The organism is Pseudomonas sp. GYB4201, from assembly GCF_056312595.1.
Map to the genome: position 1 here is coordinate 21,459 of NZ_JBWGIG010000022.1, position 26,101 is coordinate 47,559.

Consider the following 26,101-nt stretch of genomic DNA (forward strand, 5'->3'; position numbering starts at 1 on the left):
AAATCTCTCAAGGTTGAAGTTGGAAAGGGTAAACCGCGCCCAGTTTAAGGATTTGCGTCAGTTCATCCAATGCCGTGCGGCATTCCAGCAGCAATTGCGGGTCGGCCAGGTCCGCTTCGCCCAGGCGATCGCGGTAATGGCGGTCCACCCACTGGGTCAGGGTGTCGTACAGCGCCGGGGTCATGATCACCCCCGGGTTCACCGCGGCCAGCTCGGTTTCGTTGAGCGCCACGCGCAAGCGCAGGCACGCCGGGCCGCCGCCGTTCTGCATGCTCTGCTTGAGGTCGAACACCTTGACCTCGGCAATCGGGCCACCCTGGGCCGTCAGGCGCTGCAGGTAGCTCCAGACGCGCTCGTTGCTGCGGCACTCCTCGGGCACGATCAACAGCATCGAACCGTCGGCGCGCGACAGCAGCTGGCTGTTGAACAGGTAGGAACGCACCGCGTCCTCCACCGACACCTCGCTGCGCGGCACGCACACCGCCTGGAAGTTGCCGCCCCTTTTCGCCAGTTTAGCCTGCAGTTGCGCGAGCATCGGCGCGGTGTCCAGGAACGCGTCCTCGTGGTGGAACAGCAACTCGCCGTTGCCCACCGCAATCACGTCGTTGTGGAACACGCCCTGGTCGATCACCGCCGGGTTCTGCTGGGCGAACACCACGCCCTCCTCGCCCAGCCCGTGCAGCCGCGCTACCGCCTGGGAGGCCTCTAGCGTCTGGCGTGCCGGGTATTTCTGTGGCGCCGGGTAGCGCGTGTCGAAGGCGCTGCGGCCGAACACGAAGAACTCCACGCCGGGCTCGCCGTAGCTGCGGCAGAAGCGCGTGTGGTTGGCCGCGCCTTCGTCGCCGAACTGACCAACGGCAGGCAAGGCGGCGTGGTGGGCAAAGTGCCGGTCATTGGCGAACATCGCCCCCAGCACGCGGCTGGTGGTGGGGTGTTCGATGCTGCGGTGGTATTTGCAGTTGAGGTTGGCGGCGGTGAAATGCACGCGGCCGTCGGCGGTGTCGGCGCTGGGGCTGACCGTGGCGGCGTTGGCCACCCACATGCTCGACGCCGAGCAACTGGCCACCAGCAGCGGCATGGCCTCGCGGGCGGCGCGCTCGATGACCTGGGCGTCGCTGCCGCCGAAGCCCAGTGCGCGCAGGGCGGCGATGTCCGGGCGCTCCTGGGGTGCGAGCACGCCCTGGACGAAGCCCATCTCCATCAGCGCCTTCATTTTCGCCAGGCCCTGGCGCGCCGCTTCACGCGGGTTGGAAGCCTGCTGACTGTTGCTCTGGGAGGCGACGTTGCCGTAGGACAACCCGCCGTAGTTGTGGGTCGGACCTACCAGACCATCAAAGTTCACTTCATAGGCTTTCATCGGCCAGGCTCCATGGATCTCGTTATTGTGCTCACGCTTACAGCTTCACGCCCGGGGTCAGGCTGGCCGGCAGGCTGACGGCAGGGGCTTCCAGCGAAGCCACCGGGTAGGCGCAATAATCCGCCGCGTAATAGGCGCTGGCGCGGTGGTTGCCCGAGGCACCCACGCCGCCGAACGGCGCGCTGCTGGCGGCGCCGGTCAACTGCTTGTTCCAGTTGACGATGCCGGCGCGGCTTTGCAGCCAGAACTGTTGGTAGCGGGCGGCCGAATCGGACAGCAGGCCCGCGGCCAGGCCGTACTGGGTATTGTTGGCCTCGGCGATGGCCTGCTCGAAGCGGCCGTAGCGAATCACCTGCAACAGCGGGCCGAACCACTCTTCATCGGGGCGCGCCTGCACGGCGGTCACGTCGAGAATACCGGCGGTGAGCAGCGCGGCATTCGCCTGGGGCTGGGTCATGGCCAGCAGCGCCGTGGCGCCCTTGGCCAGCAGCTGCGCCTGGGCATCGAGCAACGCCTGGGCCGCGGCCAGGGACACCACCGAACCCATGAACGGCGGCGGTTGCTGGTCGTACGGGCCGACCACCAGGTCGCCGGCCACCTGCACCAGACGTTCAAGCAATGCGTCGCCCCAGGCGCCTTCGGGCACCAGCAGGCGGCGGGCGCAGGTGCAGCGCTGGCCGGCGGAAATGAACGCGGACTGGATGATGGTGTACACCGCCGCCTCCAGGTCCTGCACTTCTTCCACCACCAGCGGGTTGTTGCCGCCCATCTCCAGGGCCAGGATCTTGTCCGGGCGCCCGGCGAACTGGCTGTGCAGCAGGTTGCCGGTGCGGCTTGAGCCGGTGAAGAACAGGCCGTCGATGCCGTCATGGGCCGCCAGGGCCACGCCGGTGTCACGGGCGCCTTGCAGCAGGCTCAGCACACCGGCGGGCAGGCCGGCATCGATCCAGCACTGCACGGTGAGCTCGGCCACCTTCGGCGTCAGCTCGCTGGGCTTGAACAGCACGGCGTTGCCGGCCAGCAGCGCCGGCACGATATGGCCGTTGGGCAGGTGGCCGGGGAAATTGTAGGGGCCGAACACCGCCACCACGCCGTGGGGCTTGTGGCGCAGCACGGCGGTGGCGTCGGCCAGCGGCCCGCTCTTCTCGCCCGTACGCTCGCGGTAGCTCTGGATGGAAATGGCGACCTTGTTGACCATGCTGGTCACCTCGGTAGCAGCTTCCCACAGCGGCTTGCCGGTTTCCTCGCCAATGCAGCGGGCCAGTTCATCGGCGCGCGCCTTGAGCGTGACGGCGAAGGTCTCGAGCACGCCGATGCGCTCGTCCAGCGAGCGCGACGCCCAGCCGACGAAGGCCTGCCGCGCGGCAAACACAGCCTGGTCGACCTGCTCGGCGCTGGCCGCGCGGCCTTGCCACACCACGGCCTGGGTCACCGGGTTGAGGGATTGCAGGGCTTCGCCCGCCCCTGCCAGCCATTGGCCGGCCACGTACAACGTGCTCATTTGCGTACCTCCCGTACGGGCTGCGGCGACAGGGCGACAGCGCGCACCTGGTCGCCAGCACTCAGGCGCAGGCGCTTGGCGGTCATCGGGTCGACCACCAGGGTGCCGGCCGCCAGGCGCGCCGGGGCGGCGGTGATGCGGCACTCTTCGCGCTTGCGGTTGTGAATCAGGAACGGCGTGGCGTCGTCACCGGGGGTGCCCACGGCCAGCACCAGCGCTTCGCTGTCATGCACGGCGCGGATCTTCGCGGTCTCGCACTCGATGGCCGGGCCGGCGTCGAAGATGTCGACATACCCCTGGTAGCTGAAGCCTTCGCCCTTGAGCATGGTCAGCGCCGGCTCGGTGTCGGCGTGCACGCGGCCGATCACCTCGCGCGCGGCGGGCGACAGGAAGCAGGTGTACAGCGGGAACTTGGGCATCAGTTCGGCGATGAAGGCCTTGTTGCCCACGCCGGTGAGGTAGTCGGCCTGGCTGAATTCCATCTTGAAGAAGTGCCGGCCCAGGCTTTCCCAGAACGGCGAACGGCCCTGCTCGTCGGACATGCCGCGCATCTCGGCGATGATCTTGTTGCCGAACAGCTGCGGGAACTCGGCGATGAACATCAGCCGCGCCTTGGACAGCAGGCGGCCGTTGAGGCCGGTGCGGTATTCGCTGCGCAGGAACAGCGAGCACAGCTCGCTGTTGCCCGTCAGGTCGTTGGCCAGGAACAGCGTGGGGATCTCGCGGTAGATGTCCAGCTCTTGCGAGGCGCTGACCGTCAGGCCCACCCGGTAGTTGTACCAAGGCTCGCGCAGCCCAACGGCGCCGGCGATGGCGGAAATGCCGACGACCTTGCCGTCGTCATCCTCCAGCACGAACAGGTAGTCCGCGTCGCCGCGCCCGGCTTCGCCCCGGAAGGTCTTCTCGGCCCAGCCAACGCGGTGCGCCAGGCGCTCCTCGTTGGCCGGCAAGGTGGTCAGGCCGGTGCCGGTGCTGCGTGCCAGCTCGATCAGCGCCGGTAGGTCGCTGCTGCGTACGGGACGAACGATCATGCTTTCTCCTTGCGCGGGCCGCAGTGGCAACCCGCAGAACTCGACCTGTGAATGACAGGTATCAAACTGCTACCAGGCGCACGCTGGCGCCCTCGCCCACACCCAGTGCCTCGGCCGCTTCCAGGCTGAGGGTCACCGGCTTGCCGGGCACCCAGTCCAGTTCCAGCAGCACCGCGCGGTAGTCCTGCAGCTGGGCGTTGGCCACAAGGTACGGGCGGCCGCCCTTGACCACGTCGCTGTTGCCGCTGTCGAGCTTGACCGGCACCACGCGGCTCTGGGCGATGGAGCGAATGCCCGAGACCCGCGCGTGCAGCGTCGGGCCGCCGTCGAAGATGTCGATGTAGTGGTCGGTCTCGAAACCCTCGCGCATGAGGATGTCGAAGGTGATCTGCGCCCGCGGGTGCACCTGGCCCATGGCTTCCTGGGCGGCGTCGGGCAGCAGCGGCACGTAGATCGGGTAATGGGGCATCAGCTCGGCCAGGAAGGTCCGGCTCTTGATGCCGCACAGGCGCTCGGCCTCGGCGTAGTTGATGTCGAAGAAATTGCGGCCGATGGCGTCCCAGAACGGCGAGTCGCCGTTGTCGTCGCTGTAGCCGACGATCTCGGTCACCACCGAGTCGGCGAAGCGCTCGGGGTGGTTGGCCATGAACAGCAGGCGCGCCCGGGAGGTCAGCTCGGACCAGGCGCTGCCAACCATGTCCGGCACCATGTAGAAGCTGGTGAGCAGGCTGTTGCCGGTCAGGTCATGGCACTGGGACAGCACGTGAATCTTGTTATGGATCTTCAGCTCGCGGGAGGCGTGCACGAAGGTCTCATTACGGAAACTGTAAAAAGGCTCGGAATAGCCCGCCGATGCGACGATGGCCGAACAGCCCACCAGGCGCTGGGTCTGGCTGTCTTCGAGGACAAAGAAGTAGCTCTCCTCGCCATTGAAGCTGACCTCGGCGGCGAACGAGGCTTCGGACGCCGCGATCTTGTCGCGCAGGCGTTCGGCATCGTCCGGCAGGGACGTGACACCAATCGGGCTATCCGCGGCCAGGCGTTGGACCTCGGCCAGGTCAGCCATTTGCGCAGGGCGCATTACCAGCATGGTGTCACTCCTTGGAATTGCTTGAAAAAACGGCGAGCGCCGTGGCGCTCGCCTTTTGCCGACGCGGAATCAGGCTTGGGTCAGTTGCTGCACGGCACGTTCGAAGCGGTCCAGGCCTTCGTCGATGTCGGCGTCTTCAATCACCAGGCTAGGCGCGAAACGCACCACGTCGGGGCCGGCCTGCAGAATCATCAGGTCGTGCTGCTCGGCGGCGTTGAAGAAGTCCTTGGCCTTGCCCTTCCAGGCATCGCTCAGTTGGCAACCGATCAGCAGGCCCAGGCCGCGCACTTCGGTGAACACGCCGTATTGCTCGCCGATCTGTTGCAGGCGGGCCTTGAAGCGCTCGTGCTTGGCCTTGACGCCAGCCAGCACTTGCGGGGTATTGATCACGTCCATCACCGCCTCGCCCACGGCGCAGGCCAGCGGGTTGCCGCCGTAGGTGGTGCCGTGCACGCCCACGGCGAAGTGCTTGGCCAGCTCGGTGGTGGTCAGCATGGCGCCGATCGGGAAACCGCCGCCCAGGCTCTTGGCGCTGGAGAGGATGTCCGGGGTGACGCCGTAGTGCATGTAGGCGAACAGCTCGCCGCTGCGGCCCATGCCGCTCTGCACTTCGTCGAACACCAGCAACGCATTGTGCTGGTCGCACAGCGCGCGGGCGCCTTGCAGGTAGGCCAGGTCCGCCGGCAGCACGCCGCCTTCACCCTGGATAGGCTCCAGCACCACGGCGCAGGTCTTGTCCGAGATGGCCGCTTTCAGCGCAGCCAGGTCGTTGTACGGCACGTGGGTGATGCCGGTGATCTTCGGGCCGAAACCGTCGGAGTACTTGGGCTGGCCGCCCACGCTCACGGTAAACAGGGTGCGGCCGTGGAAGCTGTTGGTGGCGGCAATGATTTCGTATTTTTCAGGGCCGAACTTGTCGTGGGCCACGCGGCGGGCCAGCTTGAACGCGGCCTCGTTGGCCTCGGCGCCGGAGTTGCAGAAGAACACGCGGTCGGCAAAGGTGGCGTCGACCAGCTTGTGGGCCAGGCGCAGGGCCGGCTCGTTGGTGAACACGTTGGACACGTGCCAGACCTTGTTGGCCTGCTCGGTCAGGGCGTTGACCAGCGCCGGGTGGGCGTGGCCCAGCACGTTGACGGCGATGCCGCCCGAGAAGTCGACCAGTTCGCGACCTGCCTGGTCCCACACCCGGGAACCTGCGCCGCGCACGGGAATGAAGGCGGCCGGGGCGTAGTTGGGGACCATCACCTGGTCGAAATCGGCGCGTTGCACCTGGGCATGCTCAACGGACATCGGAGTCTCCTGAAGAGGAACGCCCGCCTGGTATTGGCGAGCGATGGGGGGATTGTAAGGACTGGCCAGCGCTTGTCCTTGTCGCCAAGCGACAACTTCTTACAGCGCCAAACCGTGAAAACGGGGGGTTTTCGGTAATGCGACATATTATTGCATCAGGCAACGGTTTGGTCGCGCGAATGTGGCATAGGCGCCCGAAGATCCCTGCCATGCGCACAAGGCGGACAACGCCGATCCACCAGGCCATGGCACGGTGCAACAAATGTAGATGCTGCCGCCAGGCTGCGTTGCGCCGCGCGGGCGGCGCTCGATCTCAAGAGCGCCAAAAAAACCAAGGCATGCACCCGCCAGCCTCACCACTATCCGTAGCCGCTGCCGTCAGGCTGCGCTGGCCCTCAGCCACACTGAAAATCTCCAGCGTACTCAGGGGCCAGCGCAGCCTGGCGGCAGCGGCTACGGGTTTGCAGGCGTTGCGGAATGGTGGCTACCCGCGCTCGGCGGGCACCGACGACAGCTCGAACGGGCTGCTGCTGCGGCGCTGGTTGCGGTCTTCCCGCGGCGTTGCGCCGAAGAAATTGCGGTAGGCACTGGAAAAATGCGGCCCCGACGAGAAACCGCACGACAGGCCGATCTGGATGATCGACTTGCTGGTCTGCATCAGCATCTGCCGCGCCTTGTTCAAGCGCAGCTCCAGGTAATACTGGCTCGGCACCCGGTTCAGGTACTGCTTGAAGATGCGCTCCAGCTGGCGGCGCGACACGCACACGTGCTGGGCGATTTCGTCGGTGGTCAGCGGTTCTTCGATGTTGGCCTCCATCAGCAGCACCGCCTGGGTGAGCTTGGGATGGCTGGAGCCCAGGCGGTTCTGCAGCGGAATGCGCTGGCGCTCGCCGCCTTCGCGGATGCGCTCCACCACCAGTTCTTCCGACACCGCGCCAGCCAGCTCGGCGCCGTGGTCGCGGGCCAGCACCGCCAGCAGCAGGTCCAGCACCGAGAGGCCGCCACACGCGGTCATGCGGTCACGGTCCCAGTCGAACAGGTGGCTGGTGGCAATCACCTTGGGGAAGCGCTCGGCGAAATCATCCTGCCAGCGCCAGTGCACCGCGGCGCGGTAGCCGTCCAGCAGGCCGACCTGGGCCATGGGGTAGACGCCGGCGGACAGGCCGCCAATCACGCAGCCCGAACGCACCAGCTGCTTGAGCGCGGTGGCCAGGGCCGGCGCCAGCGCGGCCGGCGGTTCGTCGGCCAGCAGGAACAGTTTCTGACAGCCTTCCAGGCGCCCCGCCCACGGCTCGCCCGGCAACTGCCAGCCGCCTTCAGGGGCAGGCTCGGCGTGCAGGAACACCATCTCGTAGGCCACTTCGGGGTGCACCTTCTGGGCCACATCCAGGGCCTCTTCAGCCAGCGCCAGGGTCAGGGCCTTGGTGCTCGGCCAGATGAGAAAACCGATTCGTTGGGCTGTCATGGGGTGCGGTCCGAAACCTGTTCAGGATCAATGCTCGGCAGAGCGGATGGAAGGAACATGCTGCCAAGACGCGCAGCATGCCCCTTTCTACAACAACGTGGCAGTCATCGTTTGTATCAAATGACGACTACTTCAGGCTTCCGGACAGGAACTGCTGCAGGCGCTCGGACTTGGGGTTGGCCAGCACGTCGCGCGGGCAGCCCGACTCTTCCACCAGGCCCTTGTGCAGGAACACCAGCTGGTTGGACACCTCGCGGGCGAAGCCCATCTCGTGGGTGACCACCACCATGGTGCGGCCTTCCTGGGCCAGGTCCTGCATCACCTTCAGCACGTCGCCCACCAGCTCAGGGTCGAGCGCCGAGGTGGGTTCGTCGAACAGCATGACTTCGGGCTCCATGGCCAGGGCACGGGCGATGGCCACGCGCTGCTGCTCGCCGCCGGACATGTGGCCTGGGTAGGCGTCCTTGCGGTGCGCCACGCCAACCTTGTTCAGGTAGTGCTCGGCCTTTTCCAGCGCCTCTTTCTTCGACACGCCCAGCACGTGCACCGGCGCCTCGATGATGTTTTCCAGGGCGGTCATGTGCGCCCACAGGTTGAAGTGCTGGAACACCATGGACAGGCGCGAGCGCATGCGCTGCAGCTGCTTGGGGTCGGCGGCCTTGAGGGCGCCGTCCTTGCTGGCCACCAGTTGCAGCTCTTCGTTGTTGAGCAGGATCTTGCCCGCGTGCGGCTGCTCCAGCAGGTTGATGCAGCGCAGGAAGGTACTCTTGCCCGAGCCGCTGGAGCCGATGATGCTGATGACATCGCCGGCCTTCGCGGCCAGGGACACACCCTTGAGCACTTCATGACTGCCGTAGCGTTTATGCAGGTCCTGGACTTCAAGTTTGTACATAGCGGTTCTCACAAAGCAGTCAGTCGTTGAGCAGGCGCCCGCGACGAAGGGGTTGGCGCCCGGCGACCTTGGCCAGCCAGAAACCTGGCTGGGCGTAACGCAGTCGTTCGATGGCAAACAGCACGCCGGCAGTGCCGGCACACACGACGGTAACGCGATCGGCCAACGGGTCGATCACTTCAAACAGCGGGTCGCCCGCCTCTACCCATTCACCGGGCGCGCGCAGGAAACTGACCACGCCGGGGTGCGGGGCAAACAGCAATTCGGTGCCTTCGAAGGGCATGCCTTCGCACGGTTCGTTGGCGGCTGGCGGCCACTCGCCGGCGATCAGCCCCTGTTCGGCGAGGAACGCCAGGATGCCCTCGGCGTGGCGCTCGGCGTCGTCGCGCGCGGTGTCGGCCTGGCCACCCAGCTCCACGGTGGTGGCCAGGCAGGCCAGCGGCAGCTGGGCCTCGGGGAAGCGCCGGGACAGGCGCAGCCACGGCAACGAGCAGGCTTCGTCGAACGAACTGCCACCCGAGTCCTCGGCCAGCAGGCCCACGCGCACGTTCAGGTGCGCGGCCAGCGAGCGCCACTGCGGCCAGTGCTGCGGCAGCGCGTACATGTGCAGCGCGGCGTCGGCGTCGCAATGCAGGTCCAGCACCACGTCGGCGTCGCAGGCGTGGCCCAGCAGCAGGCGTTGCAGGCCCTGCAGCTGGCTGGCGGCCGGCGGCAGCGCGGCCAGGGTGTCGCGCATGGCCTGGCGCACCAGGCGGATGTTGGCGTGGGCGTCGTCACCCAGCTGGCCATCCAGCGCGGCGGCCACCGGCTCGCTCAGCTCGTGGAAGTCACGGTTGAAGTTCTTGCCACTGCCGAACTCGAAACGCCCCTGGTGGGCGCCCTGCAGCAACTGGCCCAGGCCGATGGGGTTGGCCACCGGCACCAGTTCGACCACGCCCTTGAGCTGGCCGGCCTGCTCCAGCGCCAGCAGGCGCTTTTTCAGTTCCCAGGCGGTGCGCATGCCCGGCAGTTCGTCGGCGTGCAGGCTGGCCTGGATGTAGGCCTTGCGCTCGCCGCTGCCGAAGCGGAACACGCTCAGGTGACGCTCGCTGCCCAGGGTGCTCCAGGGCAATGGATGATCGATGCGTTGCATGTCTTCAGCCCTTGCGTGGTGCCAGGTAGCCCAGCCAGCGGCGCTCGGCCAGCTTGAACAGGCGAACCAGGATAAAGGTCAGGCACAGGTAGAAAACGCCTGCGGTGATGTAGGCTTCGAACGGCAGATAGTACTGCGCGTTCACCGTGCGTGCCGCGCCGGTGATGTCGATCAGGGTGACAATCGACGCAAGGCTGGTGGTCTGCAGCATCATGATGACTTCGTTGCTGTACTGCGGCAGCGCCCGGCGCAGGGCCGACGGCAGCAGGATGCGACGGTACATCTTGACCCGCGACATGCCCATGGCCCGGGCCGCCTCGATCTCGCCATGGGGCGTGGCCTTGAGGCTGCCGGCGACGATTTCCGCGGTGTAGGCGCTGGTGTTGATGGCAAACGCCAGGCAGGCGCAGAAGGTGGCGCTGGACAGCCACGGCCAGAAGATGCTCTCGCGCACCACGGCGAACTGCGCCAGGCCGTAGTAGATCAGGAACAGCTGCACCAGCATCGGCGTGCCGCGGATCACGTAGGTGTACAGCCAGGCCGGCAGGTTCACCAGCGGCCGCTTGGACACGCGCATCAGGCCCAGCGGCAAGGCCGCCAGCAGGCCGAAGAACAGCGACAGCAGCAACAGCTTGATGGTCTCCAGCACGCCGCTGAAGTACAGCGGCAGGTTGTCCCAGACCACGTTGTAATCAAAAATCATAGTTCAGCCACCCTTACGCCAGCCGAGTAGCGTTTTTCCAGGAACCGCAGCACCAGCAGCGATACGCTGGTGATCACCAGGTACAGCGCGGCCACCGCCAGGAAGAAAGTGAACGGCTGGCGCGTGGCGTCCGCCGCGGCCTTGGCCTTGAACATCATGTCCTGCAGGCCCACCACCGACACCAGCGCCGTGGCCTTGACCAGTACCAGCCAGTTGTTGGTGAAGCCGGGAATGGCCAGGCGGATCATCTGCGGCACCAGCACGCGGAAGAACACCTGGCGGCTGTTCATGCCATAGGCAAGGCCAGCCTCGGCCTGCCCCTTGGGGATGGCCAGGAACGCACCGCGGAAGGTTTCCGACAGGTACGCCCCGAAAATGAAGCCCAGCGTGCCGATGCCGGCCGCCATGGGGTTGAGATCGATATAGTCGTCGAAGCCCAGCAGGGGCGCGACGCGGTTGAGCAGGTCCTGGCCGCCGAAGAAGATCAGCAGGATCAGCACCAGGTCGGGAATGCCGCGGATGACCGTGGAATAGGTCGCCCCCAGCCAGGCCAGCCAACGCACGGGCGACAGCCGCAGTGCGACGACGATCAATCCCAGGGCAATGGCTAGCGCCATCGACGACAGGGCCAACTGCAAGGTCAGCCAGGTGCCATCGAGGATGACTGCCCCGTAGCCTTCTAACATGTAAATTTCCTCGACCGTGGAAATGAAAAAATGGTGCAAGCCTCAGCGCCTGCGGCTTGCACCATCTGTCGGGTGACGCTTACAGCCAGTTACTGGCCGTAGATGTCGAAGTTGAAGTACTTGTCCTGGATCTGCTTGTACTTGCCGTTGGCGCGGATGGCGGCGATGGCAGCGTTGAGCTTGTCCAGGTCAGCCTTGTCACCCTTGCGCACGGCGATGCCCACACCGTCACCGAAGTATTTGACGTCGGTGAACGATGGACCTGCGAAGGCGTAGCCCTTGCCCGCGTCGGTGTTCAGGAAGCCGTCCTGCAGCAGGGTGGCGTCGGCCAGGGTGCCGTCCAGGCGGCCAGCGGTCACGTCCAGGTAGATTTCGTTCTGCGAGCCGTACGGCACCACTTCCACGCCTTTTGGCGCCAGCACTTCGCGGGCGAAACGCTCGTGGATGGAACCGCGCTGCACACCGATCTTCTTGCCTTTCAGGCCGTCCAGGTTGTCGGCGACGGTGGTGCCTTCCTTCATCACCAGGCGCGCTGGGGTCAGGTAGTAGCGGTTGGTGAAATCAACCGACTTCTTGCGGTCTTCGGTGATGGACATGGACGACAGGATGGCGTCGATCTTGCGCACTTTCAGCGCCGGGATCAGGCCGTCGAATTCCTGCTCGACCCACTGGCACTTGACCTTCATCTCTTCGCACAGGGCGTTGCCGATGTCGTAGTCAAAACCCACGATGCTGCCGTCGGCAGCCTTGGAGGCGAACGGTGGGTAGGCCGCTTCGATACCGATCTTGAAAGGCTTCTCGTCGGCGAACGAGGACAGCGACAGCACGGACAGCGCCAGGGCGCCAAGAAGCACGAGTTTCTTCATCTCAGGACTCCATCGGTAAAGGGCAATAAATGGCAGAGTGAGCACAGGCCCAATATGCGAATGGGTACAACGCAGATAGCGGCGCGCGGCTCGGGAGCATGGCTCATCGGGCGACGGCGAGTGACCGGCATTTTAGCGACAGCCCCGAAGCCGATATTTCTTCAATGCGACAACTAGTTACAGATGCACCGAGAATACGACCCGAGATTATTGACAGCCTTTGAGGTTTATGCAAAGGCAAATGACAGGGAACCGATCTATCAAGCAAATTGCGCGCCTATTATTGGCAAAGCCTTGTAATCCGGCAACCCTGGCGTTTGGCTTTGTCATTTTTCGTAGGACCGGCGCACCGGTTTGTGGCGTTTCGCCTCCTTTTGGCGCACGAAAAGGTGACGGACGGTAACACCGATATATCCCTGCATTCTTGAGAGGCGCGTGATTCCTGTAGCCGCTGCCGCCAGCCTGCGCTGGCCCGTCAGTACGCTGGAGATGCCCTGCGAGGCAGAGGGCCAGCGCAGCCTGCGGCAGCGGCTACAGAAATGCAGAACCCCGCCAACGGGCGGGGTTCCAGGGTTAGCGCAGCAGCCTTACGCCGCCTTCATGCCCTTGTGGGTATCGATCAAATGCTGCACCACGCCCGGGTCGGCCAGGGTGGATATATCGCCCAGCGCGTCGTACTCGCCGGTGGCGATCTTGCGCAGGATACGGCGCATGATCTTGCCCGAGCGGGTCTTGGGCAGCCCCGGCGCCCACTGGATCACGTCCGGCGAGGCGATCGGGCCGATCTCCTTGCGCACCCAGTTCTTCAGTTCCTGGCGCAGGGTCTCGCTGGCTTCCACGCCATGGTTGAGGGTCACGTACACATAGATGCCCTGGCCCTTGATGTCGTGGGGCACGCCCACCACCGCGGCCTCGGCCACCTTGGGATGGGCGACCATGGCGCTTTCGATCTCGGCGGTGCCCATGCGGTGGCCGGAGACGTTGAGCACGTCATCGACGCGGCCGGTGATCCAGTAGTAGCCATCTTCGTCGCGGCGCGCGCCGTCGCCGGTGAAGTACATGCCACGGAAGGTCTTGAAGTAGGTGTCGACGAAGCGGTCGTGGTCGCCGTACAGGCTGCGCGACTGGCCCGGCCACGAGTCGAGGATCACCAGGTTGCCCTCGGCGGCGCCATCGATCAGGTTGCCCAGGTTGTCCACCAGCCCCGGCACCACGCCGAAGAACGGCTTGCTCGCCGAGCCCGGCTTGAGCGCGGTGGCGCCCGGCAGCGGGCTGATCAGCACGCCACCGGTCTCGGTCTGCCACCAGGTGTCGACGATCGGGCAGCGTTGCTTGCCCACGGTGTCGTAGTACCAGCCCCAGGCCTCGGGGTTGATCGGCTCGCCTACCGAGCCCAGCAGGCGCAGGCTGGAGCCGTCGGCGCCCTCCACCGCCGCAGTACCCTCGGCCATCATGGCGCGGATGGCGGTGGGCGCGGTGTAGAGGATGTTGACCTTGTGCTTGTCGATGATCTTCGACACGCGGGTGATGTCCGGGTAGTTCGGCACGCCTTCGAACAGCAGCGTGGTGGCGCCGTTGGCCAGCGGGCCGTAGACGATGTAGCTGTGGCCGGTGACCCAGCCGACGTCGGCGGTGCACCAGTAGATTTCGCCCGGGCGGTAGTCGAACACGCGCTCATGGGTGAGGGCTGCGTACACCAGGTAGCCGCCGGTGGTGTGCAGCACGCCCTTGGGCTTGCCGGTGGAGCCGGAGGTATAGAGGATGAACAGCGGCTCCTCGGCGCCCATTTCCTTCGGCGCGCAGGTGCTGGACGCCACATCCAGCAAGGTGTGGTACCAGATGTCGCGGTGGCGGTTCCACTCGATGTCGCCGCCGGTGCGCTTGCAGACGATGACCTTCTGCACGCTGCTGGTTTCCGGGTTGGTCAGGGCGCGGTCGACGTTGGCCTTGAGCGCGGTCTTCTTGCCGCCACGCAGGCCTTCGTCGGCGGTGATCACCACCTTCGAGCTGCAGTCGATGATGCGCCCGGCCAGGGCCTCGGGGGAGAAGCCGCCGAACACCACCGAATGGATGGCACCGATGCGGGTACAGGCCAGCATGGCGACCACGGCTTCAGGAATCATCGGCATATAGATGGTGACCACGTCACCGCGGTGCACGTCCTGGCCACGCAGGGCGTTGGCGAACTTGCAGACTTCTTCGTGCAGTTCGCGGTAGGTGATGTTGCGGTGCTCGGAGGGGTCGTCGCCTTCCCAGATGATCGCGATCTGGTCGCCGCGCTCGGCAAGGTGCCGGTCCAGGCAGTTGTAGGAGACGTTGAGAGTGCCGTCGGCGAACCACTTGATGTCCACGTGATGGTCATCGAAAGAGGTCTGCTTGACCTTGGTGAAGGGCTTGATCCAGTCCAGGCGCTGGGCCTGCTCGCGCCAGAAGCCGTCAGGGTTCACCACCGACTGCTGGTACATGGCCTTGTAGGTCGCTTCATCGGTCAGCGTGGTGGCTGCCACCTCGGGACGAACGGGATACAGGGACGCCGCACTCATCTTTCTTACCTCGGAGCTATGTAGTTGTTTTTGTATGACCTCGTTGTAAGGCTAAGCGCACGCCGAGGCCATTCGACGATGGTAGTAACCATTACCCTACTCTTTGATGACGGCGGGCGGCAAGGCTCAAGCCCGGGCGCGAGGCGCCACGACGGCCGCGTGTCTTTGCAGGAAAAAGCGTGCCGCCGACCGCTACGAAATTGATTGTTACAGATTCAGATAAAACTGTTTATCAAAACTCTGTCTGTTTAACCCCCCGCCATCGCCCTAAAATTCACCTCGCCAACCGGCACTGTGATTAACACACGCAACAGCCCCCACGAAGGCACGTTAATCCGACTCTAACTTTCCCTAGCAACACACGCAGTCCCACAAGGATTGCGTGCCCCCTGACGACCGCACAAAGGTAAACTTTAAAATGAAAGCTTTAATTGTCTTGGCCCTGAGTACATTCTCGCTGGCAGCCATGGCTGATGAAGTTTCGAACACCGCCAACACTGAAGTTCCGGTGGAGCACTACAACTATTCGCAGCACCTGGATATCGCCAAGGTCATCAGCACCAGCGAAATCCCCAACGTCTGCGAAGTAGTGCCGGCACGCATGACCTACCTGGACTCCACTGGCCAGAAACACATTCTTGAATACCGCGTGATGGGCAACGGCTGCTCGAACGGATAAGTTCACAGTGCTTCAGCGCCTCTTCAGGAGGCGCTGGCCTATTTAATTGATCGAATAATTATTCAATACCTGCACGCCACCCGAACGCTTGATGATGCGCCGAACTTTTCGTTCGCCCTTATCAGTACCTCGGAGTTTGCATGGCGCTTTATTTCCCTTCCGCTGTTCCCTTAATCAAAAAAACCACCCCAACCGTTGGCACACTGTTGACATCGCTGTTTCAGTGCAAAGATATTTCCAGCATTGATCCGCTGGGCAGTGACTTTCAATGGCTCGATAACGTTGAAGCGCTGTGCGCAAACCCCGCCGTCGTCGCGCTGATTCAACGCTCATTGAACACCAACGCCAGCGTAGACGCCGCGCAACTAGGCCAGCACCTGCAGGCCCAGGCAACACAAGCCTTGCGCGACGTGGACCCGGAATTGCCGGCAACACTGCGCAAGGTATCCCGTCGGGCCAAGGCTGGACGCCGGGTGTTCAGCGCCGCCAGCCACCTGTGGCTACAGGCAACCTTCGCACGTGCGACAGATTGCGCCTGGCTGGCCTGCCTGCTGCTGTATCCGAGCCTGGCCAGCAAAGCCACGCCCACGCAGCCCCCGCTGCAAACCCGGAACGGCGCTTTCAGCCACCTGGGTACAGACCTGTCGGCGTGCGTCTCCCGTGTCCTGCACAAACGCGTGGGCGGCGGGCGCATGGCGCGGCTGCTCGATTACCTGCAGATGGATTTCGCCCTGGCCTGCACCACCGAGCCACGGCGGCTGATGCCTTGCCTGTTTGGTTGCGCTACCTTCAACGCCTTCGAAAAAGCAGTGATTGACGACCTGCAATGGGTACCGCCGCCCCACTATCTGCAGCGCGAACTGGCGATGCAGGCCATCGTCGACTATCTCGCCCCTCGCAGTTCGCGCATCGAGGGTGAACTTGCCGGCGTGTCGCTCACCACCCAGGGCAACGCACAGGCGTTACGTGCACGCCTGGACCAGGCGCTCGCGGCACACCTGAACTGCAGCCCTGCCGAACTGGCACTGGTAGCACCGCTGTTGCTGCGCCAACAAGCCCCGCTGCTGCTGCTCGAAGACCTGCCGCCTGACTTCGAGCACCTGCCGGACCTGTACTCCGTGCAATTGCGGCTGGGCATCAGCCTGTCGGAGCGCGATCCGTGGCTGTTGACGCCCGAGACGGCGCTGCAGGTGGCGCTGCTGAAACAAGCGCAAGCGATCACGGAGGAAGACCAGGTCAAAATCCTGCTCGTCCGCGCGCCGCTCGTCATGCAATGGGCGGAGCACAACCGCATACTGCCGAGGCAACCTTGGTACACGCCAGCCGACATCAACGCCGCCCTCGACGCCTTCGACATCATGGCGACACTGGCACAACTGAGCAGCCCACCCTCGCGCATAAAAATGGGCATCGACTACCTGGAATCATTTGGCATCAAGCCGCATGAAATTGTCGCGGGCAATCGCAAGACCTCCCACCTGGAGCGCCTGCTCGACAGCGGCGCTGGCTTTCGCCATGCCGCACTCAAGAAAACCACCGCCACCAACATCACCGCGCAGTTCGACCAACTGTTCAGCGCCTACCGCGACCATTGCCACCGCGCATTGAAAGACTTGCTCGAGCTGTTCATCCAGCGGCTCCCCGACAACGACCGCGCGGGAATGGAAGCAGCATCGCTGCAGGCGTACGCGGTGCACTGGCATGAATTCATCGGGCCGAACCAGATGAGCATTCCGCCACTGGGCGATGCCGATCCCGAGCTATGGGCCCTGCGCCGTTGCCCCGCCCTGCTGATTCTGTGCCAGGGCAGCCAGGGCGAAACCTTGTACCGCTGGTTTCCCCAGCAATGGCGGTGGGACAGCCGGGCCATCGACCGCCAGGGAGTGCCAATGGAGCGGTGGGCACGCGAACACCTGCAGTTGCAGTTCGAGGACTACCACGACGCCGAGCACCCATTCACCTACAGCACCGCCGGGGGCGTGCAGGCGGTAGGGCCGCTGCTGCCTCCCGGGCCACTGGCACGCCTGGTCGACATCGCGCTGGACCACGTGTGGATGCACCACTTCGACGACCTGAGGCAGCAGTGCCGGGGCATGACCCAACTGGAGTTGCAGCAAAAAAGCATCCAGGGCCGCAGCCTGGCGGCCCACCTGGCACGCATCGGCGTGCCTTTTGCCAGTTGCTTCGATACCCAGGGCAGCGGCGGCGTGTCCATGTGCGTGCTGGATGCAGTGACCTTGCCGCTGACGGCGGTAACGCCTGTATTCAGAACACTGGTGGCCAACCGTCGCCTCATTAACCGCCTGCTGCACAGCGGCGGTCGCTCGCCACTGGCAAATACAGCTTTCGCGGTGAGCCGCTGGCTCAACCTTCACCAACGCCGTCTTCCTTTCGATTTCGCCAGGGACCTGGGGATTTCCACAGGGCAAGTGGCGCGCCCCAGCCAGGGCATCTGGCACCTCCAGCCCGCCCAGATCAGCCGCACCTACGGCCCGCCGCTGCTGGACCTGACGCCCGGCGGCGCCGAGCGCACCTTCATCGAAGCCTTCGCCATGGCCCGCCCCGGGCTCGACCCTGGCGCCTTGGCCCTGCATCGCGGGCCCGATGGCCTGCGCTACCTGCGCAGCCACGTGGATAGCCAGGTCATGCTCATCCCCCGGGCCGACCGCAGCGTGGACGTGCTCATTGATGGCCACCTGTACCGCTTGAGCCAGGAAATCAGCGGCAAATACTACGTGCGCCATGATCACCTTGGCACGCTGCGCAAACCCCGCCGCATGATCGAGACGGCCACCCCGTGCCGCATCCCGCGGGCAGCCGACGCCCCGGGGTGCGCCAGCCTGTACACCCACCAACTTCCTGTCACTGCACTGCCCACCCAGGCGACCGCCGGGGAGCATGCCGCACATGCCTGGCAGGCGCGTAGCTACCGGCTCGCGAGCCTGGCGATTGCCGGTGGCAGCAGCAGCCAGGCGCCCGCGAACCTGGATGTGGTGGTCATGGATGGCACCCTGTGGCGGCGCGAACGGACGCGCGCTGGGCGCCTGGTACCGGTCACCGATGCCGAACGCGCTACCTTTGGCCTGCCCTTGCCCACTGCCAACGGTGCGTCGGTGCACTACCTGCCGAGCATCAGCGGCCGACGCTCTGCCGACAGCCGCTTTGGCCTGGCCCCCTCACTGACCGCCGAGCAGGCCGGGTTGATCAACGACACGCTGCCCGTCCTGGAGCTTGACGAACTGGTGGCCGGCGTGGGGGACCGACGCATCCTGCGCGGCCACATCATGGGTACCCCTCAGGGCCCGTGCATTGAAGTGGAGGCCGATACCCACGTGATCTACCGTGCGCTGGACCGTCCCGGCGAACTGAGCTTCGAGCGCGTCACCGCCGAAGAGGATATCAACCGCTTCCTCACCACCAGCGAAACCTACCGCATCGTCAGTGGCACGCCGTCCGCTACCCGCGACCGGGAAAACATCGCCACGCTGCTGTTTGACCTGGCCAAGCACCAGCCCGACCCCGGCGACATTCCCCTCGACGCCTTCCCCACCTATGCCGCCTACGCGGAGGCTACAGGTAGACACAACGAGTTGCTCGGCTACGCCACCCATATCCTGGCGGGCAATAGCCAGCAGCTGCGCCTGTTCGAGCGGATGCAGGCGTTGATCCCCGACCGCGGCTTCCTCACCACGCGCCCCAGGAACGTGCAACAGGCACACATTGATGTGCTCAACAGCCTGGCCCCACCGCAAGGCACCTCGCCAGGCAGCTTCCCCGCCATCACCGCCGATAACCTCGGCGATGCCAGCGTGCATGCCGCACTGCGCCAGACCATGGCGCAGGCCAACCTCGCCTTCATCCGGGTGCGCCTGGCCGATGGACGACAGATGGTTTACTACGCCCTGTCCGGCGGCAAACGTGCGGCGGCGATCCGCTTGAAAATCGATGTAGCCAGCGGCCCGCGCCAGACCCTCGACGGGGTGGAATGGATAGATGCTCGCGCGATCATGCGTACTCGCGGCCCTGATCCGCAAATGACCAGCCTGGCGGTGGTGCGTCACGCTGAACGCAAGATCATCCGCCCCCACCCCCGCGACCAGGACGCCGAGCGCCTGATCGCCACGGTGCTCAAGGCCGACCTGCGCGGCCAGCCAGTGACCGACCTGCAGGTGTTCACGCGCATGGACACCTGCCGTTCATGTGGCGCCATCGTGCTGCCGCAGCTCAAGCTACTGTTCCCCCAGGCCAGCATGAGCATCAGCTTCCTGGAACCTTACCCGCTGGACTGAGTACCGGTTCAGTTTTGCCTAAGCCATGCTCGCGCAGCTTGTTGGCAATGGTGGTATGCGACACCCCCAGGCGCTTGCCCAGCAAGCGGCTGCTGGGGTGCTGGGCATGCAGTTGTTCCAACACCGCGCGCTCGAAGCGCGCGACGATCTGCTGCAAGTCGCCCTCCAGCGAAAAGTCACCGAGCGGCTGGCGCACCCCGTAGTCGGGCAGTCGGATATGCTCGGGCTTGACCCAGCCGCTGTCGCACAACGACACGGCCTGGAACAGCACGTTCTCCAGCTGCCGCACGTTGCCTGGCCAGTGGTAGCGGGCCAGCTTGTCCTTGGCGGCGGGCGCCAGGCGCGGCAGCGGGCAGCCGATCTGGCGGCTGGCCTGGTCAAGGAAGTGCTCCACCAGCGGGTCGAGGCCGTCCATGCATTCGCGCAGCGGCGGAATGTGCAACGACAGCACGTTGAGGCGGTGGTACAGGTCCTGGCGGAATTCGCCGCGGGCGCACAGCTCCGACAGATCCATCTGCGTGGCGCAGATTACCCGCACGTCCAGGTACACCTCTTCGTCACTGCCTACGCGGCGGAAGCAGCCGTCTTGCAGGAAGCGCAACAATTTCGCCTGCAGGCGCGGGCTCATCTCCCCTACCCCATCGAGGAACAGCGTGCCGCCGGCCGTCAGCTCCAGCAGGCCCAGCTTGCCCTCGGCGCGCGCGCCTTCGAAGGCGCCGGGGCCGTAGCCGAACAGCTCGGTCTCGGCCATGGACTCGGGCAAGCCGGCGCAGTTGAGCGCCATCAGCGGTGACTGGCCGCGAGGGCTGGCCAGGTGGCAGGCGCGGGCTAGCAATTCCTTGCCGGTGCCGGTCTCGCCCTCGATCAGCAGCGGCGCGTCCAAGGGCGCCATGCGGCGCGCCTCGCGCACCACGGCGGCCATCACTTTCGAGCTCTGGAAGATGCTGTCGAAACCGCGCAGTTCCTGCTTGCGCACGTGGTAGATGCGCTCGCCGATGCGGTCGGCGCGATGCAGGGTCAGCACCGCACCGGCCAGGGCTTCGCTGTCGTCATGCTCGGACTGCAGCGGGGCGATGTCGGCGAGGAACACGTCGCCGCGCACCTTCACCCGCAGGCCGTTGATGCGCGATTTGTTGTCGCGCACCAGCTGCGGCAGGTCGAAGTCCTCGGCGTAGCGCGACAGCGGCATGCCCGGCACCTCGTCCACCCGCACCCCCAGCAGCTGCGCGGCGGCGCGGTTGGCGGCGACGATTGACCCGGCCATGTCGATGGACAGCACCGGGAATTCCAGCGCCCCCAGCAACGCATTGAGCTCCATGTGCCGGCGCTCGCTGGGCATCAGCCCCACCCGTTTGACGCCGAACACGCCGGGTATGGCTTCGAACTTGGGGCGCAGGGCCTGGAACTGCAGGTTGATGAGGTTGGGGCAATGCAGGTAGATGGCGTTGCCGTGCTCGCCACCCACTTCGCCACGGGCGACGTTGATGCCGTATTCCACCAGCAGGTTGAGGATGTCACGCAGGATGCCGATGCGGTTCTGGCAGTGGACTTTGATGCGCATGGAGGGGCCTGTTTTTTGCCGAAGGGCGAAGATATTCGTAAAGAATATGTGACATTTTAGGCTGACGACAAGACATGGGCGCCGATGAACGCGGTAGCTGTATCGAATAGTTTACGAAAAGTGTGGGCTGTGGCTGCGATGCGGGGCGCTAGGTGGGGCTGACAGCCGTGGGGCGGTGGGCTATCAATTGGAGCGTGGGGTCTGCGGACGCAGCCTTTGGCAGCTGCTACGGGGATGTGTGCGGGCCCATCTATAATAAAAATGTGCGCTGGAGAACAGCATGAAGCAGACCCACTACGTGGCCCGCGAACCGGATGCTCAGGGGTTCATCCATTACTCCGACACCGAGCACGCGGTATGGCACACCCTGGTCAGCCGCCAGCTCAAGCTGGTAGAGGGGCGCGCGTGCCAGGAATACCTGGACGGCATCGAGCAGCTGGCCCTGCCCCACGAGCGCATTCCGCAACTGGCCGAGGTCAACCAGGTGCTGGCCCGCACCACCGGCTGGCAGGTCGCACGGGTGCCGGCACTGATCCCCTTCCAGACCTTCTTCGAACTGCTGGCGAGCAAGCGCTTTCCCGTGGCCACCTTCATACGCACGCCCGAAGAGCTGGATTACCTGCAGGAACCGGACATTTTCCACGAGATTTTCGGCCACTGCCCGCTGCTGACCAACCCCTGGTTCGCCGAATTCACCCACACCTACGGCAAGCTGGGCCTGGCGGCCAGCAAGGAACAACGGGTGTTCCTGGCGCGCCTGTACTGGATGACCATCGAATTCGGCCTGGTGGACACGCCCCAGGGCCGGCGCATCTATGGCGGTGGCATCCTCTCGTCGCCCAAGGAAACCCTCTACAGCCTGTCGGACGCCCCCGAACACCAGGCCTTCGACCCGCTGGAATGCATGCGCACCCCATACCGCATCGACATCCTGCAGCCGCTGTATTTCGTGCTGCCGGACCTTAAGCGCCTGTTCGACCTGGCCCACGAGGACATCATGGCCCTGGTGGCCCGCGCCCAGCAGCTGGGCCTGCACGCGCCGAAATTTCCGCCCAAGGCGGCCTGACCCGCTTTTAACTACTATAAGGAAGCAACCATGAACCCATTGAACCAGGCCCATTGCGAAGCCTGCCGCGCCGACGCCCCGCAGGTCAGCGACGAGGAGCTGCCAGGGCTGCTGCGGCAGATCCCGGACTGGAACATCGAGGTGCGTGACGGCGTCATGCAGCTGGAAAAGGTGTACCTGTTCAAGAACTTCAAGCACGCCCTGGCGTTCACCAACGCCGTGGGCGAGATCGCCGAGGCCGAGGGCCACCACCCGGGCCTGCTGACCGAATGGGGCAAGGTCACCGTGACCTGGTGGAGCCACTCGATCAAGGGCCTGCACCGCAACGATTTCATCATGGCCGCCCGTACCGACGACGTCAGCCAGGGGGCCGAGGGCCGCAAATAATGCACTTCAGCGCGATCCCGCGAATTCCCGGCGACTCGATCCTGAGCCTGATGGACGCCTACGCCCGCGACCCCAACCCGCGCAAGTTCGACCTGGGCGTGGGCGTGTACAAGGACGCCCAGGGCCTGACCCCGGTGCTGTCGGCGGTCAAGCAGGCCGAGCGGTTCCTGCTCGACCACCAGACCAGCAAGACCTACGTCAGTGGCCACGGCGACCAGGCGTTCGGCCGCCTGGTCAGTGAGCTGGTGCTGGGCAAGGACTCGCCGCTGCTGGCCCATGAGCGCGCCGGCGCCACCCAGACCCCGGGCGGCACCGGGGCCCTGCGCCTGGCCGGCGAGTTCATTGCCCATTGCCTGCCCGGCAAGGGCATCTGGCTCAGCGACCCGACCTGGCCCATTCACGAAAGCATCTTCGCCGCCGTGGGCCTCAAGGTAAATCACTACCCCTACGTGGGCCGTGACAACCGCCTGGACGTGGACGCCATGCTGCTGGCGCTGGAAGACATACCGCGCGGCGACGTGCTGTTGTTGCACGCCTGCTGCCATAACCCCACCGGTTTCGACCTGCAGCACAACGACTGGCACCGGGTGCTGGACGTGGTCAAGCGCCGCGAGCTGTTGCCGCTGATCGACTTCGCCTACCAGGGCTTCGGCGATGGCCTGAACGAGGATGCCTGGGGCGTGCGGATGTTCGCCAAGGAACTGCCGGAGCTGCTGGTCACCAGTTCGTGCTCGAAGAACTTCGGCCTGTACCGCGAACGCACCGGCGCGCTGATCGCCTGCACGCGCACCGCCGAACAGTTGCTGGATGTGCGCAGCCAACTGGCCGGCCTGGCGCGCAACCTGTGGTCGACGCCGCCGGACCATGGCGCCGCGGTGGTTGCCACCATCCTCGGTGATGCGCAGCTGAAGAGCCTGTGGGCGGATGAAGTGGAGCACATGCGTTCGCGCATCGCCCAGCTGCGGGCCGGGCTGGTCGAGGCGCTGGGGCCGCACGGGCTGTCGGCGCGTTTCGCCCACATTGGCGAACAGCGCGGGATGTTCTCCTACACCGGGCTCAGCCCCGAGCAGGTAGACCGCCTGCGCGACGAGCACAGCGTGTACATGGTGCGTTCGGGCCGCGCCAACGTCGCCGGCATCGACGCCAGCCGCCTGGACGAACTGGCGGCTGCCCTCGCCAAGGTGTGTTGAGCGGCCTGGACGCGGCCTTTGGCCGCTGCTACGAACCTGTGGTCCGTCCTCCATGAAAATCCGTTCATTGTGCGACCAATGGCCGCCTGCGAAGTCTGTTTGTCATGCGCAGTGCTGTATCCTGTCCCGGCTTTAACCAGCACGCGCTATCCAGCGCCACCCTCAACCTGTAATTGCGAGGAGCGATGACGATGCACGAGATCCCAAACCTTCCTTTCCCGAGCCTGCATCAACCAGAGCAGCCTCAACCGCCACAATCGGCCAGCCAGGCCACTGAAAACGAGGCCGACGAAGCCTCGAGCGCTGATCGCGACGACTAAGCGCCGACCGCAGGTGGTACGATCCCCACGGCGGCCATGCCGCGTGATCGCACCACCTCAGCGCTGAACGGAGCCCCTCATGCAAGACACTTTCAACGAAGCACAGGCCGCGCAGGTGATCGACACCGCGCAACAGATGATCGACATCTGGGCCCGCCTCTCCCCGGAAAAACAGCAAGCCCTGCTGCAACGTTTCGGCACCCAGGAAAACGCCCTCGCCGCCCTGGTGGCCACCCGACTGCTGGCACAGCCGCAGGCTTGAGCCTTCGGCGAGATAAAATCTTGCCGCTGGTCGTGCACTGTGTGGCTCGCCGCCCTATGATAAGCGTCTAGTGTGCTAGCACCCGACACCTATCCCCCTGGAATTCCCAATGTCTTCAAACCCGCGGCCGCTGGCGGTCACGCTGCAAGTCGTTTCCATCGTGCTGTTCACCTTCATCGGCTACCTGAACATCGGCATCCCGCTGGCCGTGCTGCCCGGTTTCGTGCACACCGGCCTGGGCTTCAACGCCGTGATCGCGGGCCTTGTGATCAGCGTCCAGTACCTGGCCACCCTGCTCAGCCGCCCGTACGCCAGCCGTATCATCGACAACCACGGCAGCAAGAAGGCCGTGATCTACGGCCTGTTCGGCTGTGGCGCCAGCGGGCTGTTCATGCTGCTGGCGGCGTTCACCCAGAGCCTGCCGGTGGTGAGCCTGGCCAGCCTGTTCGTCGGCCGCCTGGTGCTGGGTAGCGCCGAAAGCCTGGTGGGCTCGGGCTCCATCGGCTGGGGGATCGGCCGCGTGGGCGCACAGCACACCGCCAAGGTCATCTCCTGGAACGGCATCGCCAGCTACGGCGCCCTGGCCATCGGCGCCCCGGCCGGCGTGCTGCTGGTGCAACACCTGGGCCTGTGGGCCATGGGCGTGAGCATCCTGCTGCTGGCGGCACTGGGCATTGCCCTGGCCTGGAACAAGACCCCGGCGCCGATCGTCGCCGGCGAGCGCATGCCGTTCATGCACGTGCTGGGCAAGGTGCTGCCCCACGGCACCGGCCTGGCCTTGGGCGGCATCGGCTTCGGCACCATCGCCACCTTCATCACCCTGTACTACGCCACCAACCACTGGGACAACGCCGCGTTGTCGCTGAGCCTGTTCGGCGCCTGCTTCATTGTCGCGCGGCTGATCTTCGGCAACCTGATCAACCGCATCGGCGGCTTCCGCGTGGCCATCGGCTGCATGACCGTGGAGACCATCGGCCTGTTGCTGCTGTGGCTGGCGCCCAGCGCCGAACTGGCCATGGCCGGCGCAGCCCTGACCGGCTTTGGTTTCTCGTTGGTGTTCCCGGCCCTGGGCGTGGAAGCGGTGAACCTGGTGCCGGCCTCCAGCCGTGGCGCGGCGGTGGGTGCCTACTCGCTGTTCGTCGACCTGTCGCTGGGCATCACCGGCCCGCTGGCGGGCGCGATTGCCGCCGGCTTCGGCTTCAGTTCGATCTTCCTGTTCGCCGGCATCGCCTCGTTTGCCGGCCTGGCGCTGAGCCTGTACCTGTACCGGCAAACCCTCAACCAGCCGCGCCACCCGGACGCCGCGCTTTAAAAGTCGACCTTGCCGCGGCCTGCCTTGATGGCGCCGCGCTTGCTCTTGCCATCCAGCCGACGGGTTTTCGAGCCCTTGGTTGGCTTGGTGGGCCGCCGCGCCTTTTCCACCTTCGCCGCATTCACGATCAGCTCGCGCAGCCGCTCCAGGGCGTCGGCGCGGTTCTGCTCCTGGGTGCGGTATTGCTGGGCCTTGATCACGATCACGCCTTCGCTGGTGATGCGGCTGTCGCGCAGGGCCAGCAGCCGCTCCTTGTAGAAAGGCGGCAATGACGAGGCGTTGATGTCGAAGCGCAGGTGCACCGCACTGGACACCTTGTTGACGTTCTGCCCGCCGGCGCCCTGGGCGCGGATGGCGCTCAGCTCGATTTCGGCATCGGGCAGGTGGACGTTGTTGGAGATTTCCAGCATGAAGGGGTTTCGGCAGGGTCAAAGACCGCAAGGGTACACCATCACGCGCGTAGCCGCTGCCGCAGGCTG

At 65.2% G+C, this 26,101-nt stretch carries 21 protein-coding genes; 7 read left to right on the top strand and 14 right to left on the bottom strand.

Going from position 1 to position 26,101, the window contains the following annotated elements:
• Positions 1-7: 7 nt before the first annotated feature.
• The 12 genes from astB to acs all read right to left on the bottom strand — a co-directional run bounded on the left by astB (position 8) and on the right by acs (position 14,556).
• Positions 8-1,357, bottom strand: a complete 1,350-nt coding sequence (astB, locus tag AC0Z2B_RS20320) for an N-succinylarginine dihydrolase (RefSeq protein WP_476298990.1) — start codon at positions 1,355-1,357, stop codon at positions 8-10.
• Between the two features lie 37 nt (positions 1,358-1,394).
• Positions 1,395-2,858, bottom strand: a complete 1,464-nt coding sequence (gene astD, locus AC0Z2B_RS20325) for a succinylglutamate-semialdehyde dehydrogenase (RefSeq protein WP_416426150.1) — start codon at positions 2,856-2,858, stop codon at positions 1,395-1,397.
• Positions 2,855-3,889: an arginine N-succinyltransferase gene (astA, locus tag AC0Z2B_RS20330; RefSeq protein WP_476298992.1), complete on the bottom strand. Its 1,035-nt coding sequence runs from the start codon at positions 3,887-3,889 to the stop codon at positions 2,855-2,857. The genes astD and astA overlap by 4 nt, the downstream gene beginning before the upstream one ends.
• Positions 3,890-3,950: 61 nt before the next feature.
• Entirely contained in the window at positions 3,951-4,979 is a 1,029-nt protein-coding gene (aruF, locus tag AC0Z2B_RS20335) for an arginine/ornithine succinyltransferase subunit alpha (RefSeq protein WP_476298994.1), read from the bottom strand.
• 69 nt (positions 4,980-5,048) lie between these two features.
• On the bottom strand, positions 5,049-6,269 hold the full coding sequence (locus AC0Z2B_RS20340; protein WP_416426154.1) for an aspartate aminotransferase family protein: 1,221 nt from the start codon (positions 6,267-6,269) through the stop codon (positions 5,049-5,051).
• A 484-nt stretch (positions 6,270-6,753) separates the two neighbouring features.
• Positions 6,754-7,734 carry a transcriptional regulator ArgR gene (gene argR, locus AC0Z2B_RS20345; protein ID WP_416426155.1) on the bottom strand — a complete coding sequence of 327 codons (981 nt, stop codon included), beginning with the start codon at positions 7,732-7,734 and terminating at the stop codon, positions 6,754-6,756.
• 127 nt (positions 7,735-7,861) lie between these two features.
• Entirely contained in the window at positions 7,862-8,626 is a 765-nt protein-coding gene (locus AC0Z2B_RS20350; protein ID WP_027978661.1) for an ABC transporter ATP-binding protein, read from the bottom strand.
• Positions 8,627-8,645: 19 nt separating this feature from the next.
• Complete coding sequence (locus AC0Z2B_RS20355) at positions 8,646-9,758, bottom strand: M14 family metallopeptidase (protein WP_476298996.1); 1,113 nt, start codon at positions 9,756-9,758, stop codon at positions 8,646-8,648.
• 4 nt (positions 9,759-9,762) lie between these two features.
• On the bottom strand, positions 9,763-10,461 hold the full coding sequence (locus AC0Z2B_RS20360) for an ABC transporter permease (RefSeq protein WP_416426157.1): 699 nt from the start codon (positions 10,459-10,461) through the stop codon (positions 9,763-9,765).
• Positions 10,458-11,147 carry an ABC transporter permease gene (locus tag AC0Z2B_RS20365; RefSeq protein ID WP_416426158.1) on the bottom strand — a complete coding sequence of 230 codons (690 nt, stop codon included), beginning with the start codon at positions 11,145-11,147 and terminating at the stop codon, positions 10,458-10,460. Before AC0Z2B_RS20365 ends, AC0Z2B_RS20360 begins: the two co-directional genes overlap by 4 nt.
• Positions 11,148-11,236: 89 nt before the next feature.
• A complete protein-coding gene (locus AC0Z2B_RS20370; protein WP_473004053.1) occupies positions 11,237-12,013 on the bottom strand; it encodes a lysine/arginine/ornithine ABC transporter substrate-binding protein in 777 nt (258 codons plus the stop codon).
• A 587-nt stretch (positions 12,014-12,600) separates the two neighbouring features.
• On the bottom strand, positions 12,601-14,556 hold the full coding sequence (acs, locus tag AC0Z2B_RS20375) for an acetate--CoA ligase (RefSeq protein WP_416426161.1): 1,956 nt from the start codon (positions 14,554-14,556) through the stop codon (positions 12,601-12,603).
• Between the two features lie 418 nt (positions 14,557-14,974).
• On the opposite strand from acs, the gene AC0Z2B_RS20380 reads away from it, so the two are divergent.
• Together AC0Z2B_RS20380 and AC0Z2B_RS20385 are read left to right on the top strand one after the other, a co-directional pair.
• Complete coding sequence (locus AC0Z2B_RS20380; protein ID WP_416426162.1) at positions 14,975-15,235, top strand: DUF2790 domain-containing protein; 261 nt, start codon at positions 14,975-14,977, stop codon at positions 15,233-15,235.
• Positions 15,236-15,441: 206 nt separating this feature from the next.
• A complete protein-coding gene (locus AC0Z2B_RS20385; protein WP_476298999.1) occupies positions 15,442-19,524 on the top strand; it encodes a deaminase domain-containing protein in 4,083 nt (1,360 codons plus the stop codon).
• Here the strand turns inward: AC0Z2B_RS20385 and AC0Z2B_RS20390 are convergent.
• Entirely contained in the window at positions 19,493-21,085 is a 1,593-nt protein-coding gene (locus AC0Z2B_RS20390; protein WP_476299001.1) for a sigma-54-dependent transcriptional regulator, read from the bottom strand. The two genes, AC0Z2B_RS20385 and AC0Z2B_RS20390, sit on opposite strands and share 32 nt — an antisense overlap.
• A gap of 280 nt (positions 21,086-21,365) precedes the next feature.
• Between AC0Z2B_RS20390 and phhA the strand changes: the two genes are divergently transcribed.
• The 5 genes from phhA (at position 21,366) to AC0Z2B_RS20415 (ending at position 25,622) form a co-directional block, all read left to right on the top strand.
• Entirely contained in the window at positions 21,366-22,151 is a 786-nt protein-coding gene (gene phhA / locus AC0Z2B_RS20395; protein ID WP_476299003.1) for a phenylalanine 4-monooxygenase, read from the top strand.
• 30 nt (positions 22,152-22,181) lie between these two features.
• Positions 22,182-22,538, top strand: a complete 357-nt coding sequence (locus AC0Z2B_RS20400) for a 4a-hydroxytetrahydrobiopterin dehydratase (RefSeq protein ID WP_416426167.1) — start codon at positions 22,182-22,184, stop codon at positions 22,536-22,538.
• On the top strand, positions 22,538-23,728 hold the full coding sequence (locus AC0Z2B_RS20405) for an amino acid aminotransferase (protein WP_476299005.1): 1,191 nt from the start codon (positions 22,538-22,540) through the stop codon (positions 23,726-23,728). The genes AC0Z2B_RS20400 and AC0Z2B_RS20405 overlap by 1 nt, the downstream gene beginning before the upstream one ends.
• Positions 23,729-24,127: 399 nt before the next feature.
• Positions 24,128-24,310: a hypothetical protein gene (locus AC0Z2B_RS20410; protein ID WP_416426170.1), complete on the top strand. Its 183-nt coding sequence runs from the start codon at positions 24,128-24,130 to the stop codon at positions 24,308-24,310.
• A 109-nt stretch (positions 24,311-24,419) separates the two neighbouring features.
• A complete protein-coding gene (locus AC0Z2B_RS20415; RefSeq protein WP_416426172.1) occupies positions 24,420-25,622 on the top strand; it encodes an MFS transporter in 1,203 nt (400 codons plus the stop codon).
• Here the strand turns inward: AC0Z2B_RS20415 and arfB are convergent.
• Entirely contained in the window at positions 25,619-26,032 is a 414-nt protein-coding gene (gene arfB / locus AC0Z2B_RS20420) for an alternative ribosome rescue aminoacyl-tRNA hydrolase ArfB (RefSeq protein WP_416426173.1), read from the bottom strand. The two genes, AC0Z2B_RS20415 and arfB, sit on opposite strands and share 4 nt — an antisense overlap.
• Positions 26,033-26,101 lie beyond the last annotated feature (69 nt).